The following is a 14,594-nucleotide window of genomic DNA, read 5'->3' as shown; positions in this document are numbered from 1 at the left end:
GGTGTGGTAACCGCCGTTCTATGGGGTCTTGTTGCATGTCAGGGCTACGCCACGCCGTACGCGATCCATCCGTGATCCGCAGAACCGGCACCCACCGTCTCAGCATCCGAGAATGCTGTCAGCCCTGTAAGGCTGTAGTCCCGCAAGGTATGTGGATAATCCTCGATATGCCAACTTAAGGCACTGATGCGAAATGGTTTTCCGTTATTGTCTACAAGCTCTTCATGGGTGATCCTATCCCTTAGGGTCTTCATCACGAAACGGTATTCGCAATAGTACTCTTCGGTCTTAGCCTTGATCTCGAATACCTTCTGCTCGCCAGGCTCTAGAAGGACTGTATGGGTAGCAAAGTACGCCTTTCCCCATCGGTCGTTCTCGTCAATGCTGCGTGCCACGGGTGCCGTTTCGTCCAAATTGTACCCGATTGTGGTACTGAGCTGATCGCCTTGTGGGATCGAGAAAAAGATAGTCCCGGAAAGGGGTGGTCCGCACTCCTTGACCACTCGCATTCCCATGATGCGGACCTTAGTCTTTCCAGCATTCTCCAGGACTATTTGTGTGCCAAGAGCGTCGACGTCAACCGCCCCAAGTGATCGCATATATTCTGCTAGCGCATCAGGATCATCACTTTTCGCAAGCGAATTTATCTTCTTGAGAGTATCCTTGTCTGCGCGATATTTTCCAGCAAAGACATAAGTATTATCTACTGGTTTTACGTCTTTAAGAATCAGAGATGAAACCAGACTTGCTGGGCTAGGCACAGGAGTGGACCTGGCTGTCGAAGTCGGGGATGGTGACGAGCTCGGTGACGGAGAGGAGGGGAAAGGGCTCGGAGTTGGAGATGACCCTGGCTTGGCGATTTCTTTGGCCACTTCGGAGGTGACAGCGACGACCGTTCCCGTAAGTATCGTTAATACAGCGCCGCCGACAATGATGGCCGACTTCTTAAACCACCGCAGCCGTGTGGGTCGTGGATCATGCTGTCGTATTCTTGATGCTCGGCCAGCAGGCATGCACCCTCATAATAGATCGGCTGGTTGCCACGATATGTAAGTAGCACGTTCCAAGATCGATCGCAAGCCAAGCACGGCAGATGTTATTTAGCTTATGCGATGCCGGAGTCTAATTCATTTGGATCATGCTGTGGGGGCAAGTCCAGAAATTGATATCCCGCCACTCTACGTGGAGGGCAGCAACTGAGCCTTTCGTGCCCAGCAGAACGGAGGATTGCTGTGATGTAGCGGTGGTGAGCCGCTCGAACTCGAACTTGGGGGTGTGAGCTGCGGAGGCGGGCACGCCGTGGGTGGTGACGGCCTGGCGGAAGGTGTCGCGGACGATGGGGCCGGTGACGCGGGGCCATGCGGTCAGGTGCAGGGCGTAGCGGGAGTGGTCGTCCAGCCAGGTGAGGATCTCGGCGTCGGTGCCGTGGGCGGTCGCATAAGGTGACACGATTCTCGGCACTTACAGGCACGGTAGAACAGCACGCGAAGCTCCTGGAATGGTGTTGCTCTTGGTCGACAACCCATCTACCAGGAGCTTCACTATTTGTGATCAAGACATGAGATCCGCAACAGGGCTGTGACCAGCGCCTTCAGGTTGAAATAGCTCACTCAGTTAACCTCCCGATGTCGGCGATGTGAAGTGCCATAATGGGATAAATGCCGACAAGGCCCGATCGCGAAGGCTACCCTCACCACTTGTGCCACCAAACCGTCCCTGAAGTAGTGAGGCAGCCTTCGTGAGAGGCAACGAGCGGGCCAGAGCTGATTTCTGGCGTCGCACTCAGTCCCGCAGAGCGATCAAACAGCAAAGACAACGACAGCCGCCAATGAAACGCTTGGCCTCCTCCGTGCGGGAGAAGGCCGGTATCTACGTCGGCGCATTGACCGTCGCGGCGGTCACCACGGTAGGCACAATCATCATCACCAAATCCGCCGAGCGTCTCCCTTTCGTAGGTAAGGAACCCTCCGCACCAAAAGTGACCGTCTGGAACTACACCGGCTCCCCATGCGGCGGCGTCATTGTTCCAGACAAAACGATCACGGACATCGGCATTCCGCCACCGGAATACAGCTCCGATGCGTCCTTCGGCGACTGGATCGCCAAGCGAGGTTCTGCCGCGTCGACCTCCGTTCTACACCTGACCGTGCAAGGAAATTCAACCACCGCCGTGGTGATCAACAATTTCGAAGTCGTGGAGGTGAAAAGAAGACCCGCCCCCACAGGGGTGATCCTTAAGCTCCCCTGCGGCGATCCATTCCAAACACAGTTCGCCCGAATAAATCTCGATAAAGATCCGGTCGCTGTCGACAGCTCGTTACCCACCGCCCAGGAAATGGAATTCGGTATCGTGCCCGCCCAGGAGTACGCGGCCATGAAATTCCCGTACCAGGTCACGGCGGAGAAAGCCGACACCTTCGCGCTGCTAGTTACGACATCCACCTGCGACTGCGAGTGGTCATTGAAGATGAACTGGACCTCGGACGGAGAAGCAGGAGAAACTCTGATCAGAAACGGCGATAAACCCTTCCGTACGATTTCCCCGGTGCGGATGCAGCGGTTCTCCTTACAGTCCGCCTTTACCGATGCAGATAAGGGCGCCTGGGCCCCCTATGACATCGACCGGTGGACGGTGCCCTAAAGGGCGCTGTCACCTCTGCGCGTGCCGAAAACCTCATCCATGCAGCTCAGGCGGCATGCAGGTACTCGTGAATGACACCGCCGAGCCGATCTCGTCGGCCTTGTCGGTGCCGAGAACTGTGTCACCTTATGCGACCTGGGAATACTCGTGGATCAGTCCGCCGAGGCGGTCGCGGCGGAGCACTCGCGCAGCCCAGATCGGTCACCGGTAGGCGGGCTGCTGGCCCGTTCGGCGGTGTTTGATTCAGCGACCGATGCGGCCGATGGCCATCGTAATGATCGATATATTCGGTCAGGACGGCATGCAGATGCCGCGGCCCGACGATCAGCATCCGGTCCAGGCACTCGCGCCGGACGCTCAAGATCCACCGTTCGGCGATCGCGTTCGCTCTCGGTGCCTGAACCGGGGTGAGGATCGTGCGCATGCCGATCGCGGTGAGCACCGCATCGAAGGCGGCCGTGTATTTCGCATCGCGATCGCGGATCAGGAACCTCCACGCCTGCGCACTGATATGTTCCTGCAGGTCCGTGAGCAGGTTGCGGGCCTGTTGCACGGCCCAGGCGGCGGTGGGGTGGTCGGTGATGCCGGCCAGGTGGATCCGCTGGGTGCCGTGCTCGATCACGAACAGCACATACAGGCGGCGCAGGAACGCGGTGTCGACGTGGAAGAAGTCGACCGCCATGATGGTCTTGGCCTGGGCCGTCAAGAATTGCGCCCAGCTTGGCCCCGACCTTTGCGGGGCGGGGTCGATGCCCGCGGCTTTGAGGATCGCCCACACCGTTGACGGCCCGACCGTGTAGCCCAGCCCGGCCAATTCTCCGGTGATGCGGCGATACCCTCACAACGGATTATCGTGGGCCATCTTCACCGCCAGGGCGCGGATCGTGGCGGCGGTGCGCGGCCGGCCGGGACGCCGATGCGGGAAGATCCAGTGCCGTTTGACCAGATGAGCGTGCCAGCGCAATAGCGTCCGGGGCGAGACGATCAGGCGCTGCCGGCGGCGCTGAGCCGTGGGGAGCAGCCGGGTCAGCCTCGAGAGCAGGGCGCGATCGGCCCAGGAGAGCCGCGGCTTCTTCACCTGCCGTTGCAGGACGGCGACCTGATGGCGCAGGCAAGGATTTTGGCGTTCTTGGCCGCGTCGGAACGGGGGAGTAGGGCCAGCCAGCCGAACACGCGAAGCAGAACCAGGTAGACCAGATGTAGGGCCACGACTACTCACGGTGCCAGGCCGATCCCTATCTCGCAGCCGAATCACGAACGAAACGGCTGTCGATACCGCAGGTCAGACCCAGTGACACTATTTCCGGCACGCACACGTCGTCCACGAAGCCTGCGCCTGCCGAAAAAATGCCAAGGCAGAAGGACAGGGCATCGGTCAGGTTCACGCTGACAGGCGCCACCAGCTCGCCGTCGAGCGTCCTGCCGTCGATCGCGTGACGATGCAGGGCCTCGGGCAGTCAGAGGGTGTAGGTGAGCGGCATGATGGCGGTAGTGGTGACGGCTTACGCTCGTGCGCGGATGTATCGCGTTGTTTGGCGGTGGTGTGGGCGGGTGGCGGGGAATACGATCGCGGTGACCTTCGGGAGGCGAAACGAAGGGAGAGGCGAGCGGTGTTACGGCTTGAGGTGCGCAAGGCGCTGGCCGCCGACCCGAGCTTGGCGGCCGAGGTGGCGGACCTGCTGAAAGCGGGGCCGGTCATCGCCGGAATGGGCAGTCAGGTCATCTCCGGCAGCCACATAGGCGGGGGCGCGATCCAGATCGGCAACGCTCACGATGTCGACATCCGGCGGGGCTGAGTCCACCGCGCCGACGGTGTCGGCGTATAGCGGGGCTCCGCCCGGCGGGCAGCATCTGACCAATTCCCTGGTCAGCGGTGATTCCTATCAGATCGGTTCGGCACGTGATGTGGTGATCGGTGCCGCCCGGGCTCCGTTGCCGGATGCGGCCGTCACTGGCGCGCCGCCAGGGCTGGCCGGGTTGCCGCGACCGTCGGCGGCGGTGTTCGTCGGTCGTGACCACGCTCTGGAGCGTGTGGCGCAAGCGCTAACGGCTGGCGCGGGGGCGGGGTGATCACGCAGGCGGCGGTGTACGGGCTGGGCGGCATCGGCAAAAGCGAACTCGCCCTGCAAGACGCCACTCGCCATCGGGGCCGGTACCGGTTGGTGTGGTGGGCGGAGGCCGACACTCCCATCAACATCCAGACCTCGCTGGCCAACCTGGCGCGGGCGATCTGCGCCAGCCCGCACTCGATCGCAGCTGGCCAGGCCACCGTGGAAGAAGCCGCGGCGTGGGCAATGGCTTGGCTGAGCGCCCACCCTGATTGGTTGCTAGTGCTGGACAATGTGGAGCGGGTCGCCGATGTGGAGGCGTATCTAGGGCGGTTGTCGGGCGGACATGTCCTGATCACCACCCGCCGCGACATCGGCTGGCAGGCCCTGGGTTGCGCGTCGATCAACCTGGACGTGCTGACCCTGCAGGCGGCCCCCGCGCTGCTGGCCAGCCTGATCAGCGGCGCCGCGCGGGGCGCCGCAACGGCTGGCACAGAGTCAGAAGCGGAGACGGCGCGAGAGCTGGGTGCCCTAGCCGAGGAGCTGGGCTGCCTGCCGCTGGCCTTGACCCAAGCCGGGGGCGTTCATCGCCTGCACCCCCGGCATGAGCGTGCCCCGCTACCGGCACCTGCTGCGGGCCACCCCCGTCCGGGCGTACAGGGCGGCGGCACCGGGCCATGACCCGCAGAGAGTCATCGCGCAGGTGTGGGCGCTGACCCGGGAGCGCATCACCGAACGGGATGCGCTGGCGCCGCGTCTGCTGGCGTTGCTGGCTTACTATGCGCCTGATCATCTGCCCATTGAGGTCCTGTATGGGGTGGGGGATGCCGATGAGTGTTAGGTGGCGGAAATGTTGGCGGAGCTGGCCTCCTACAGCATGATCACCCTGACTTCCGACGGTGCCGGGGAGACGGTCAGCATGCATCGTCTGGTCCAAGCCGTCACCCTTGCCGACCTCGCCCCCGACCAGCAGATCGCTATCCGCGAAGAGGCGGGCCACATTGCTGGCCACCGCACTCCCTGATGGCTCTAGGACAATCGAGAACTGGGCCGGGTACGGTCGGCTGCTGGCCCACACTCGCACCGCCCTGCCACCCAACTCCCCGGCCATGGCACAGGTCATCATCTACCTGGACGCCAGCGGCGACTACACCACCGCGTACCGTGGCGGCGGTGCCGGGCCGGCCAGGTGTACGGTGCGGATATCTCCAGCGTCGCCGCGTCAGGTCGCGATGCCAGCCCAGCAGTGTGGCCGGGGTGACGAAGAACGCGGTCCAGCGGTCTCGGGGCAGCAGGCGCGACAGCGCGGCCAGCCACATCCGATCGGCGGGTTGCAGCAGTGGCCGGGCGATCTGTCGGCGCAGCACCATGATCTCGACCTCTTTGGCGTCGTTCCCACGCGCAAGGAGAACCAGTCCGGCGGCGAGGCGCCGGACGATCAGGTAGAGCAGAGACCACATCATGGTCTGCAACCATGACAGACCGCCATCTTCGATCACCGCATAATCGCAGGTAGCAGCCCCAGGTCGAGTTTTTCGCACCACACACCTCCTGATCATGCGACAACACCGCAGGTCATAAACCGAATCCGGATTTTCGAGCCCGACAGGTCACCAATGAAACACCCGCTTCGGGACTGTGCGCCTGCCGAAATTCTCGTCCATGCAGCTCAGGCGGCATGCAGGTACTCGTGAATGACACCGCCGAGCCGGTCTCGTCGACATATGTTCAGGCTGGCGATTCGCTCCGGGTCAGTGATCGGAGCTGGAACGGCGTGTAACGGAGCCGTTTGCCCGAGGCCCTGGTGGGCCCGGTGCTGGTTATAGAAGCGTTCGTACTCGCGCAGGGCATGACGCAGGTGGCGTTCGTTTCAGATCAGGCAGCGGTCCAGGAGTTCGTGGCGGCAGGATTGCACCCACCGCTCCATGATCGCGTTCATGCGCGGCATCCGGATACCGGTGAGCACCGTCTCGATGCCCGCCTTGGCGAAAATCTCATCCATCAGGCTGGGAACTTTCCGTCCCGGTCCCGGATGAGATGGCGGACCCGGCAACCGGAGGTCGATCACCATGCGGCGTCCGGTCAGCGCCATGTCATCCAGCCGGCGGCGGTACCGGCCATGCCGATGCCGCGTCCGGTCCCGCAGGCCGGGCATCTGGCCTCGATCGTGGTGGTCCGGGCCGATCAATTTACGGCGGCGCCAAGTGGCCATTGACAGCCGTCAGGGTGTCGAGAGGCTTCGTAATATAGCGGTAGGCAATGTGTGACTCTCGTCACATTCTGGATCGGCTAAGTCTCTGAGACGACCGTCAACTACACATGGTGGCTTCGCCCTCACACATGTCGCCATATGTCACCCTTTATCTTCTCCTTATCCCATTGCATGATCTGGCTGTAGTTCTGACGGGGCTTGTGATGCATGGGGGTGTCGCGTGGTCAGAGTGCGTGGCAGGCTGGTCGCGACTGCGCTTGCGGTCGTGGTGTCCGTGTTCGTCGCCACGATCGGCGTACCGGATAGCCTGGTCAGCGCCGCGTCGGCGGCGGAACTGCCGGAGCCGATGAAGGAGAACTCGGTCGTCGGCCGTCCCCTTGCCGTGCCAGCGGTGGCGCCGGGTGCGGAGGATCGTTACAAACCCCCGGTACGGCGAGCGGTGGTGTGGCCGAAGGCGGGGTCCAGTGAGGTGGCGGTGGGAGCCATACCGGTGGCGGTGGGGTCGCTGCCGGTGAAGGTCGGCTATCCCGAGCCGTTGGTGCCCGTGGCTGGCCGGGCTGGGAAAGCGTTGGCTTCCTCTGACGTGGCGGCGGCGCTGCGTGTCGATCAGGTCGCTCGAGTCGCTCCGGCGCGGGTGAAGGTCGAGACCTTCGACGATGCGACCGCACGCCGGATCGGCGGGCTCGGCATCGCATTACGGGTGGTACGTGCCGACGCCGGGAGTGCCGCCGGGCAGGTGTCGCTGTCGGTGGACTATTCGGGTTTCCGCGATGCCTACAGCGGGGGTTTCGCGTCCCGTTTGTCGATAGTCCGGCTGCCCGCGTGCGTCCTGGACAGCGTGCCTTCAGCGGCGTGCCGGGCGAAGGCGGCCATGCAGTCCAAGCTGATTCCAGTGGTCAACGATGTCGCGGCGGGAACGCTCACCGCGCTCGTGGAGGCTGCTCCGGCTGCCTCCACGGCAGATTCTCAGGCGTGGGTGTACGCGGTGGCCAGTTCGGCCAGCGCCACCGCCAGCGGCACGACCGGGTCGTTCGAGGTCACGGATCTGAAGCCGGCGGGGACCTGGCAGGTCGGCCTGTCCGGCGGCGGATTCACCTACTCCTACCCCATCCCGGTACCGCCGCCCCCAGCCGGTGACGGCCCGAAACTATCGTTCGACTACTCCTCCTCCTCGGTGGACAGCCTGATGGACGCCACCAACAACCAGGCGTCGGTGATCGGCACGGGCTGGGACCTCAACCAGGGCTTCATCGAACAGAGTTTCCGCCCCTGTGACGACGGTGTCGACCGGTGCTGGGCCTCCCGAAGCGGTGATCCCACCTTCCGGGACCTGACCTTGTCGGTCGGCGGGCGGTCCTCAAACATCGTCAAGGACGCCACCAGCGGCGACTGGAAGACGGTGGAGGACTTCGGCTGGAAGATCGAACTAGTGGATTCCAGCCCGTCCTCCGGGCAGCCGTACTGGCAGATCACCACCCAGGACGGCACCCGCTACCGCCTCGGATATCAGCGGGATGCCAGCCTGCAGATCCCCTTCCAGGGCGATGACACCGGCGAGCCGTGCCACAACCTGTGGGTGCCCCTGGCCACCGGCGGGGCGACCTCGATGTGCAAGGCACCCTACCGGTGGCTGCTGGACCAAGAGGTCGACCCCAAGGGCAACGTCATCGACTACACCTACCAGCGAGACACCAACGGCTACTGCTCGCAGCGGATGAGCTTCAGCGCCTGCTGGCAGACCTACGACCGCGGCGGCTACCTGACCCAGGTCTCCTACGGCTCCAACCAGAACGTGACCGGCTCCGCCCCCACCGCCCGGGTCCTGTTCAACATGGTCGACCGCACCCTGGACGGTCTCAGCGACGTGCCGCTGGACCTTCGCTGCGAGGTCCCCAGCAGCCAATGCTTCCTCAACGGCCCGGCCTTCTTCATCTCCAAACGGCTGGCCTCGGTCACCATCCAGACCCACAACCCCGCCACCAGCGGCTGGGACGACGTCACCCGTCTGGAACTGGGCCAGGACTGGCTGGGCGGCCTGGTCTCCGGCGGCGAGACCCAGGGCATGCTGCTGTGGCTGGACTCCATCCGCCAAGTCGGCCTGGCCGGCAACGGCCCCGACATCGCCCTGCCCCCGGTCGGGTTCGATGCGACCATGCTGAACAACCGCAACGACTCCAACGGCAGCGATCGGCCCGAAGTCTTCTTCCCGCGCATCGCCGCGGTTACCAACGAGATGGGCGGCCGTATGGAGGTCACCTACGGCCAGCCCTCCGGCTGCCACATCAGCGGAGAGACGCGCGCGGTCGACCGGGACAACGAGGGCAGCGACTGCTATTGGCTGTACGCGGACAACTATATGGACGCCAACAATGTGTTCCACCTCGTCGGCTCGGTGTGGAACAAGTTCATGGTCACCCGGGTCGTCGAACGTGACCTGGTGGGCGGGTCGCCGGACATGGTCACCGCCTACGAGTATCTGGGCAGTCCCGCCTGGGCGTTGCCCGGCGTCTACGCGATTCCCACTCCCTCGTGTTTCGATCCGCCGGTGCGTCCGCCGCAGCCGCCGTGTGTGAACTGGTTCGGGGAGTGGAGCGAGTTCCGCGGCTATCCCACTGTCCGCACGATCAAGGGCAGCGGCACCGACGCCTCCGGCTACAGCGTCACCACCAGCACGTTCTTCCGCGGCCTGTATGAGGACAAGCTGGCCAACGGCACCCCGAAGAACACCACCATCACCGACTTCGAGAACAACACCGTCAACGACCTGCGCATGCTGTCCGGCCGCACGCTGCAGGAGCAGACCCATGTGGTGACCGGCTGGACCACACCCACGCAGCAATGCCAGTACAGCCCGTGGTCGTCTTCGGTCACCTATTCCTTCGGCGACCGGGTCTCTCGCAACAATCACCACTGGATTTCCATCCGTAACAACAACACCGGCCAGATGCCGTCCAGTTCCTCTACCTACTGGGAGGACCGCGGCGCCTGCCCGACCATTCCCGCCACCATGATCTTCCAGGAGCAGGCGGGTACCCGATACGAGTACACGAACGTGACCACCGGTAACGGTCCTGGGATTGCCGATCCTCACCAGGTCAATCAGACCCGGCAGGTCAGCCGGGAGAAGGTGAGCTCGGGCTGGCGGTACACCGAGACCGCCACCATCTACAACGCCGATGGCCTGCCCAGCGACGTCAACGACTACGGCGAGCGTGGTGTCGCCTCCGACAACACCTGCACCGCGATCACGTACGCGCGTAACACCACAGGCGGCGCGTGGATGATCTCCTATAAGGCGGCAGAGGAACGCCGGGCGGGGGACGACTGTACATCAGGCCAGCTTGTGGGCCGCACCCTCACTCTCTACGACGGCGCGACCACCGAAGCCACCAACGCGCCTACAGCTGGGCATGCGACCGAGATTCGCAGCTACACGACCACTAGCGACTTCACTTCTGTGAGGACGGACTACGACGGCTACGGACGTACGGTCTCCTCCACCGACCCGCTGGGCAAAATCACCACCACCACCTACACACCTGTATCTGGTCTACCGGTCAACGGCACCAGCGTGACCAACCCTCTCGGGCATGTGACAACCACCTGGCGTGCGGCTTGGGGTGGCGTCGTCGGTATCCGCGACCCCGACAATCGGGACACCAATATCGACTATGACGCGTTGGGCCGCACGATCGCGTTGTGGACTCCGGCTCAACCGAAGTCGGGCGGTGTACCCGCCACCACGGTCGCGTACACCATCCCGGTCGATGTGAGCGGCACGGTGACCGGTCCGACGCGGATCACCGAGTCAACCCTGCAATCCGGCTCCACATACGTAATGAAGTATTCCTATGACGACGGTTTGGGCCGCCCGCGTGAAACTCAAATCGCATCCCCGGCCGGCGGCCGGGTCGTCAATGTCATCACCTACGATCCGCGCGGCCTGACGACATCGACCAGCGCTCCCGCTCACAACATAGCTGCGCCGGGCACGGGTTTGCTGAATGCTGCCATGACCAGTTTCCCGCAGTGGACCAAGAACCTGACCGACGGCCTGGGCCGCACCACGGCGACCGTTGAAATGAGCGGCGCCACCGAGCTGCGCCGTACGAGCACCGCCTACTTCGGCGACCGCACCGAGGTAGCTCCGCCCAGCGGCGGGAAGACCGTCTCCTACGCCGATGCCGATGGCCGCGTGACCAAGGTCGAGGAATGGAAGGACGCCACCAGCCACTACGACACTCTCTACGAGTACGACCTGAAGGGCACGCAGACTAAGCAGACCGATGCCAACGGCAACGTGCGCACGTTCACTTACGACCTGCTCGGCCGCCGCATCGCCGCCACCGACCCCGACGCGGGAGACTCCAGCCAGACCTTCGACGCGGCCGGACGTGTGCTGACCTCGACCGACGAGAACGCGGAGACGATCTCCCACGTTTATGACGATCTAGGTCGCAAGACCGCGATGTGGGCGGGTGAGCCGGGGACTGGCACCAAGCTGGCCGAATGGGTCTACGACACTCTGTCAAAGGGCCGGTTGACCTCCGCCACTCGCTTTATCGGCGGCCATGCCTACGTCGACGCCGTCACTGGCTACGACGTGATGGGCCGGCCGACAGGGTCTACCCTCACGATCCCCGCCAGCGAAGGGCTGCTGGCCGGTTCCTACAGCTTCGCCAGCACCTACAACGCGGCTGGGCAGCTGTCTGATCTCACGATGCCTGCCGTAGGGGGTCTCGTAGCTGAGACGGTGACCCAGAGTTATACCCCGCTTGGTCAGCCCGACCGGCTGACATCGCCGCTTGCCACCTACGTGGACTCCACGAGCTACACATCCATCGGCCGTCCATCCCAGCGTGGCTACGGCGCGAGCGGCAAGATCAAGCGCATGCTGGAGTGGGACACCGGTACCGGCTGGCTCAACCGCTCGGTCCTGCAAACCGCCGCCGACACCTCCAGCCCCACCATCGTCCATGACGACCGCTTCAGCTACGACATCTCCGGCGAGATCAGTCGCATTCTGGACACGACCACTGCTACCAGTGGAAGCCCCGGCCAGTCCGAATGCTTCAGCTATGACAGCGTGCACCGACTGGCGGCCGCCTTCACCACCACCGGCGAGTCCTGCGCAGCAGGCCCGGACCATCTCGGCATCGCCCCATACAACCAGAGCTTTGCCTACGACGGGGTCGGAAACATCACCGCCCTGACCGACAACGGCCAGACAGCGACCTACGGCTACCCCGCCGGACCCGCAGCGGAGCGGCCGAACGCGGTTACCTCCATCACCCGCACCACCCCCTCCGGCCTTTCCGGTGGAGACCAACCCCAGGCCAACGCAGGCCAAACGACCCAGGGTGATACACGCTCCGGGACCGCCCACAAGGCCGTCCCAGAAGCCCTCCTGGAGCCCAAGACCACCGCCCCCGTCCCCGCTCTTCCCGCTCCCGCCGCCTTGCCTAAACGGCCTGGACGGCTGACTCTACAAGCCGCGCCCGAACTGGTCGCCGCCTACGCCATGGACGCCGGCACCGGCACCGCCGTCGCCGACACCTCCGGCAAGAACAACAACGGCACCACCCGCAGCACCACCTGGGTTGCGGGCAAGTACGGCCAAGCCCTCAACTTCAACGGCACCACCAGCTGGGTCACCGTCCCCGACTCCGCCTCCCTGGACCTCACCAGTGGCATGACCATCGAAGCCTGGGTCAAACCCGACACCAACACAGGCTCCCGCACGCTGGTCCAGAAAGAACTCGACGGCATCTTCGCCTACAGCCTCTGGACCGCCCTGGGCGGCAACGGCCCCAACGCCTTCATGCTGGAAGAGAACTCCGACGAAGCCGACGGCGTCTGGAGCACCACCACGCTGCCGATCGGCCAGTGGAGCCACCTGGCCTTCACCTACAACGGCACCACCGCCACCCTCTATGTCAACGGCACCCTGGCAGCAAGCAGAGCCGTGTCCCTGATCGTCGAATCAAGCAACAATCCGTTGCGGATCGGCGGCAGCTCCGAGTGGGGCGAGTTCTACGACGGCCTGATCGACGAACTCCGCATCTACAACTACGCGCTGACCCAACAGCAGATCAGCGCCGACATGAACACCCCCATCACCCCCGCCTCATCACCTTCCCCCTCACCCAGCCCCTCACCTTCCCCCTCACCCAGCCCGTCCCCGTCCCCGTCCCCGAGTCCATCGCCCACCCCAACGCCACCTCCGACACCGGACGGAACAGACACCTACACCTACGACGACGCCGGTCAGCTCGCCACCCGCACCATCGCAGGCAAAGAAGGCGCCTTTACCTGGAACGAACTCGGCCAGCTGGAGAAGGCGACTATCGATGGCGGCGACACCACGATGGTCTACGACGCCGACGGCGAACGCCTGATCCGACGGGGACCCGACGGGACCGCCACTCTCTACCTCGGCAGCATGGAAGTCCAGGTCAAGGGCGGGGCGGTCAGTGCCAGCCGCTACTACACCGGCTTCGATGGGGCCACCGTCGCCATGCGCTCCACACACGACGGACAAAGCGGCGGAATCATATGGCTGGCCTCAGGTCTGCACGGTACCGCTCAGATGGCCATTAGTGATGCGACCGGACAGGTCAACCGCGAACGCTTCCAACCCTTCGGCCGTCGACGCGGAAGCGATGCCTTCCCCTTCACCGACCGCGGTTTCCTAGAGAAAACCGAAGATACGGGAACCGCGCTGGTGCTCCTGTCGGCACGGTACTACGACCCGTCAATCGGCAGGTTCATCTCCCCTGACCCGATCATCGCAGATGATAAGCCACAATGGCCCAACCCCTACTCTTACGCGGCCAACAACCCGATCGGATTGTCCGACCCGACGGGTCTCATTCCGGATCCCTGCGCGCAGATGACCAGGGCCCAATGTGATGACTTCAAAGCCCGACATAAGTGGGACGGGAAGTCATGGGTGGCCAATAGACCGGCAACGCCACCTTTCGTCACGAATCCGACCCTCAAGTCGATTCTGCAGAGCGGTGATGGGGGAATCTATGCCCGGCCCGGTACGGCTGCCGGTGTGGTAGGAGACGGATCAGTGAGCGCTGCCTACGAACATGAGATGCGCACAGGTCAGGCGCTCAACGGCAAGTACCACGCAGTCAAGGCGGCGGAGCTGGCTTCCGGGTTGAGCGATTTGCTTCAGAAAGATCGAGCGGCGGGGGGAACGTTGCTCTCCGCAGCAGATCGGAAAGTGGCGGAGGCAGAGTTTTCCAAGATCTGGAAAAGCTTAACCACTACCGTGGATCGGACCGGGAAGGTAACAGCATGGCTAAACGCGAAACCGACTCGGCTCCAGGCGTTCGGATCGGCAGTCGGAGCATCAATGCAACGTCGGGCGGTTTCGCACATCACCGGTGAGAAATTCACAACTGACCGCGGCGGCAGAAGAGATATTCATATACGCGGAAACGGGTCGAATGTCGGGCAATTCCTGCGCTCTATCGGGAAGCTGGGAAACGCGCTCGGCTACGTCGGCTTGGCCAGCCTCTTCTACGATGCACACCAGTGCCTGGCCAACAATATCTGCCCGATGCCGGGCTACAAAGATCCAGAGCAGTTGGTCATGTAATGAAGGGCAACTGATCGCATAAGATTGCCGATGGGTACACCTAAGCAATCGGCTCCCGTGCTGCAGCACAGAGTACCGCGT

The 14,594-nt window shown here is 63.5% G+C and carries 12 protein-coding genes; 6 read left to right on the top strand and 6 right to left on the bottom strand.

Going from position 1 to position 14,594, the window contains the following annotated elements:
• Nucleotides 1–44: 44 nt before the first annotated feature.
• The gene (locus ABGB08_RS32145; RefSeq protein WP_347597828.1) at nucleotides 45–761 is read right to left on the bottom strand and encodes a hypothetical protein; all 717 of its coding nucleotides are present in this window, start codon (nucleotides 759–761) and stop codon (nucleotides 45–47) included.
• Between the two features lie 361 nt (nucleotides 762–1,122).
• Entirely contained in the window at nucleotides 1,123–1,461 is a 339-nt protein-coding gene (locus ABGB08_RS32140; protein WP_347597825.1) for a hypothetical protein, read from the bottom strand.
• A gap of 367 nt (nucleotides 1,462–1,828) precedes the next feature.
• Between ABGB08_RS32140 and ABGB08_RS32135 the strand changes: the two genes are divergently transcribed.
• Nucleotides 1,829–2,641: a hypothetical protein gene (locus ABGB08_RS32135; protein WP_347597822.1), complete on the top strand. Its 813-nt coding sequence runs from the start codon at nucleotides 1,829–1,831 to the stop codon at nucleotides 2,639–2,641.
• 121 nt (nucleotides 2,642–2,762) lie between these two features.
• On the opposite strand, the gene ABGB08_RS32130 is transcribed toward ABGB08_RS32135, so the two are convergent.
• Genes ABGB08_RS32130 through ABGB08_RS32120 form a run of 3 tightly spaced genes read right to left on the bottom strand, consistent with a single transcriptional unit; the run spans nucleotide 2,763 to nucleotide 3,850 of the window.
• Entirely contained in the window at nucleotides 2,763–3,455 is a 693-nt protein-coding gene (locus ABGB08_RS32130) for an integrase core domain-containing protein (protein ID WP_347597819.1), read from the bottom strand.
• Between the two features lie 24 nt (nucleotides 3,456–3,479).
• Nucleotides 3,480–3,719 carry a hypothetical protein gene (locus tag ABGB08_RS32125; RefSeq protein WP_347597816.1) on the bottom strand — a complete coding sequence of 80 codons (240 nt, stop codon included), beginning with the start codon at nucleotides 3,717–3,719 and terminating at the stop codon, nucleotides 3,480–3,482.
• Entirely contained in the window at nucleotides 3,716–3,850 is a 135-nt protein-coding gene (locus ABGB08_RS32120; protein WP_347597813.1) for a hypothetical protein, read from the bottom strand. Before ABGB08_RS32120 ends, ABGB08_RS32125 begins: the two co-directional genes overlap by 4 nt.
• Before the next feature lie 401 nt (nucleotides 3,851–4,251).
• On the opposite strand from ABGB08_RS32120, the gene ABGB08_RS32115 reads away from it, so the two are divergent.
• The 4 genes from ABGB08_RS32115 (at nucleotide 4,252) to ABGB08_RS32100 (ending at nucleotide 6,167) form a co-directional block, all read left to right on the top strand.
• On the top strand, nucleotides 4,252–4,437 hold the full coding sequence (locus ABGB08_RS32115) for a hypothetical protein (protein WP_347597810.1): 186 nt from the start codon (nucleotides 4,252–4,254) through the stop codon (nucleotides 4,435–4,437).
• A gap of 270 nt (nucleotides 4,438–4,707) precedes the next feature.
• Nucleotides 4,708–5,370 (top strand): hypothetical protein, encoded by a 663-nt coding sequence (locus ABGB08_RS32110; RefSeq protein WP_347597807.1) that lies wholly within the window; start codon nucleotides 4,708–4,710, stop codon nucleotides 5,368–5,370.
• A 160-nt stretch (nucleotides 5,371–5,530) separates the two neighbouring features.
• The gene (locus tag ABGB08_RS32105; protein WP_347597804.1) at nucleotides 5,531–5,713 is read left to right on the top strand and encodes a hypothetical protein; all 183 of its coding nucleotides are present in this window, start codon (nucleotides 5,531–5,533) and stop codon (nucleotides 5,711–5,713) included.
• An 85-nt stretch (nucleotides 5,714–5,798) separates the two neighbouring features.
• The gene (locus ABGB08_RS32100) at nucleotides 5,799–6,167 is read left to right on the top strand and encodes a hypothetical protein (protein ID WP_347597801.1); all 369 of its coding nucleotides are present in this window, start codon (nucleotides 5,799–5,801) and stop codon (nucleotides 6,165–6,167) included.
• Between the two features lie 392 nt (nucleotides 6,168–6,559).
• Here the strand turns inward: ABGB08_RS32100 and ABGB08_RS32095 are convergent, their stop codons facing one another.
• Nucleotides 6,560–6,691, bottom strand: coding sequence for a hypothetical protein (locus tag ABGB08_RS32095; RefSeq protein WP_347597798.1), 132 nt, complete (start codon nucleotides 6,689–6,691; stop codon nucleotides 6,560–6,562).
• Nucleotides 6,692–7,121: 430 nt separating this feature from the next.
• On the opposite strand from ABGB08_RS32095, the gene ABGB08_RS32090 reads away from it, so the two are divergent.
• Nucleotides 7,122–14,513: a LamG-like jellyroll fold domain-containing protein gene (locus tag ABGB08_RS32090; RefSeq protein ID WP_347597795.1), complete on the top strand. Its 7,392-nt coding sequence runs from the start codon at nucleotides 7,122–7,124 to the stop codon at nucleotides 14,511–14,513.
• Nucleotides 14,514–14,594 lie beyond the last annotated feature (81 nt).

Source organism: Acrocarpospora sp. B8E8 (assembly GCF_039871605.1).
Classification (GTDB): Bacteria; Actinomycetota; Actinomycetes; order Streptosporangiales; family Streptosporangiaceae; genus Acrocarpospora; species Acrocarpospora macrocephala.
Note: the sequence above shows the minus strand (reverse complement) of the source record. Positions and strands in the feature narration are given on the sequence as shown.

What these genes read in the sequence shown, in the direction of transcription:
- ABGB08_RS32135 (WP_347597822.1), top strand. Translation starts at nt 1,829, where the DNA reads ATGAAACGCTTGGCCTCCTCCGTGCGGGAGAAGGCCGGTATCTACGTC.
- ABGB08_RS32100 (WP_347597801.1), top strand. Translation starts at nt 5,799, where the DNA reads ATGGCACAGGTCATCATCTACCTGGACGCCAGCGGCGACTACACCACC.
- ABGB08_RS32095 (WP_347597798.1), bottom strand. Translation starts at nt 6,691, where the DNA reads ATGGATGAGATTTTCGCCAAGGCGGGCATCGAGACGGTGCTCACCGGT.